Genomic DNA, 2,494 nt, shown 5'->3' on the forward strand with positions numbered 1-2,494 from the left:
CTCTTCTAACGCACTACACCTCATTCATTCTCAATAAGAGTTTGATTTTAGTTGAAGTATTCTTCAGTTCCCGAACGCAAATTCGTCTCTATATATAGCTTTCAACTAGCTTGTCACCCCGTGAGATCAGGAGCACAAGGAGAAGAAAGTTTTTTTATCACTAATTAAGCGGACATGATATAATAGTGTCAGAATATATTGAGTTAAAAATGTTTGGTCAGCAAGTGCGAAAATTGCGACAGGCAAAAGGACTTTCTCAAGAGAAGTTAGCTGAACTAGCAGGATTACACCGAAACTATATCGGTGGTATTGAGCGGGGAGAAAGAAATGTTGCACTTCTGAATATTCTACGTTTAGCTAGAGCTTTAGAAGTAACACCAAGTAAATTGTTAGAGGGTATTCAATAAATGCTATCACCTTATGCAGGACTTCCTGTAGAAGCGTGGAAGGCAAAAACACTAGAACTTATCAAACAACACCCTCTCAATTCTAATGAAATCTGTGAATTGATTAATCAAGTTTGGCGTGAAATTTTTGAATCTAATATTACAAGTTCTGCCTATAAAATAGGAGTAGATTGATTTCCTCGTCCTCAGATTATGGGATACTTTTTACATGAACTTGTTCCTTTAGAACTAGCTAGAAAATATCCTAATATCTGGCGAAGAGAAGAAAATAATAATGAAAAAGATATTGTTTGTATTACTAATGAATATTACTCAATTGAGATGAAAACTTCCTCAAGTAAGCGTAGTATATATGGCAATCGTAGTTATGCTCAAAAAAGCACTACTAACAGTAGATTAAAAAAAAGTAAATCCGGTTACTGTTTAGCAATTAATTTTGAGAAATGTAATAGAAATAACCCTGCTTCAGAAAGACCAAAAATTACTTTGGTAAGGTTTGGTTGGTTAGATCAAGATGATTGGCAGGGTCAAGTAGCTGCTACAGGACAACAAGCAAAATTAAGTTTAGATGTAGAACGTTACAAGTTATTAGAATTACCTTGATAAATCAAAAATTTAAAATAAGGATAATTGTTTGGCATCAACTTGTTTTTCTGTCAAAAAATTCTCAACTCTATTAGCAGCAATTTCACAATAATCTGCTCTAATTTCAAACCCAATAAACTGTCTTTTTAAACTTAAAGCAACTACTGCTGTAGTACCGGAACCGAGAAACGGATCAAAAATAATTTCATTGGAATTTGAGCAAGCTTGAATTATTCTAGAAATTACAGCAATTGGAAATTGAGCTGGATGAGGAGTTCTTTCTTTTGCAGCTCGATTTTTACCAGAAGTAACTTTAGGAAACTGCCAAACATCAGTAGGATTTTTTCCTTTGGGATTAACTTTTAATTTACCGTTTTTTTTATGATGAGGATATTTAACATTTTTGTCGCGCACTTCATCCAAATTAAACGTATACTTATCGGGATTTTTCACATACCAAAGAAACTTTTCATTTCTGGGAGAAAAGAACTTTTTACCTGCTACTCCTGCACCATAATTCCAAACAATTTATTGAATTAAATAAAAAGTAATTTCATCCCAAATTAAATAAGGAATAGGAATAGCTTTAGCACGATCGGGAATAGATAAATATCCCAAGTTTAACCAAAAAGCTCCTGTACTTAAAGTAATTCTATAAATCTCTGATAACCACATATTGCACCAAGATAAATATTCCTCAATTGGCAAATTTTTCTCATAGTCTTTCCCAATATTATATGGAGGGCTAGTTACTGTTAAATTAATAAGATCATCTGGAATTTTTATCATTGCATCTAAGCAATCAAGTTGATAAATTAGACAGCTATTAGTTTGGAAATAAGGTTTGCCTAAGACTAGATTAATTTCATTTACTAACATGATTAATTTTAAGATTACAACAGTTTTCAGGCCAATAAGCCATGTAAAAAATGATAAACCTGTAGGGACGTTGTATGCAACATCCCTACGGTGATCTACTGAAATGAAAACTGCTGTAAGGTAAAATAAAACAATGAACCAGACAACTTTCAATCCAAATGCAAAATATTCACTTAAAAAAAGTCCATATAGGCGAAGAGGGCATTTTAAAAGTGCAGATGCCAGCAATATTAAAAAACAGCGAATTAGAAGTATTAGCAATATTCCAACCTGCTACAGAAGAAAAAATGCCCAGACATCAAGGATAGCCTCCAGACTTTTTTTACCGAACTTGGGGCAGTTGTGCCGACGCTCCTATATTAATAGATGAAGATGGAATTTCAGCGGAATTAGATGATAAATTAGAAGGAGTTTTCGACTAGAAAATGAGGTCTTAAACCTCCCTATTCTATTGAGATACTGATAACTGATAACTGAAATAACCCTGAATAAACAAGAGTGCTTTATCTATTAGACACAAATGTTATTGTCATTATTATTTCATAGGGATGTTGCATACAACATCCCTAAATAACACTTAACTAGGACTAATAATGATTTCGGAAAAACGACGTTTAAGGAAA

Annotated in this window: 2 protein-coding genes and 2 pseudogenes; 3 read left to right on the forward strand and 1 reads right to left on the reverse strand. The window is 33.1% G+C overall.

Annotated elements, in window-relative coordinates; genetic code table 11:
* Positions 1-185 precede the first annotated feature (185 nt).
* Positions 186-407 (forward strand): helix-turn-helix domain-containing protein, encoded by a 222-nt coding sequence (locus F6K22_RS38610; RefSeq protein WP_363275368.1) that lies wholly within the window; start codon positions 186-188, stop codon positions 405-407.
* A pseudogene (locus F6K22_RS38615) lies at positions 408-1,010 on the forward strand (ScaI family restriction endonuclease).
* A gap of 12 nt (positions 1,011-1,022) precedes the next feature.
* Here F6K22_RS38615 and F6K22_RS38620 read toward each other — a convergent pair.
* Positions 1,023-1,871, reverse strand: a pseudogene (locus F6K22_RS38620) (DNA-methyltransferase).
* Between the two features lie 158 nt (positions 1,872-2,029).
* Here F6K22_RS38620 and F6K22_RS38625 point away from each other — a divergent pair.
* Complete coding sequence (locus tag F6K22_RS38625) at positions 2,030-2,179, forward strand: hypothetical protein (RefSeq protein WP_293110207.1); 150 nt, start codon at positions 2,030-2,032, stop codon at positions 2,177-2,179.
* The last annotated feature ends 315 nt before the right edge of the window (positions 2,180-2,494 follow it).

It is taken from the genome of Okeania sp. SIO2F4 (genome assembly GCF_010672385.1).
Lineage (GTDB): Bacteria > Cyanobacteriota > Cyanobacteriia > Cyanobacteriales > Microcoleaceae > Trichodesmium.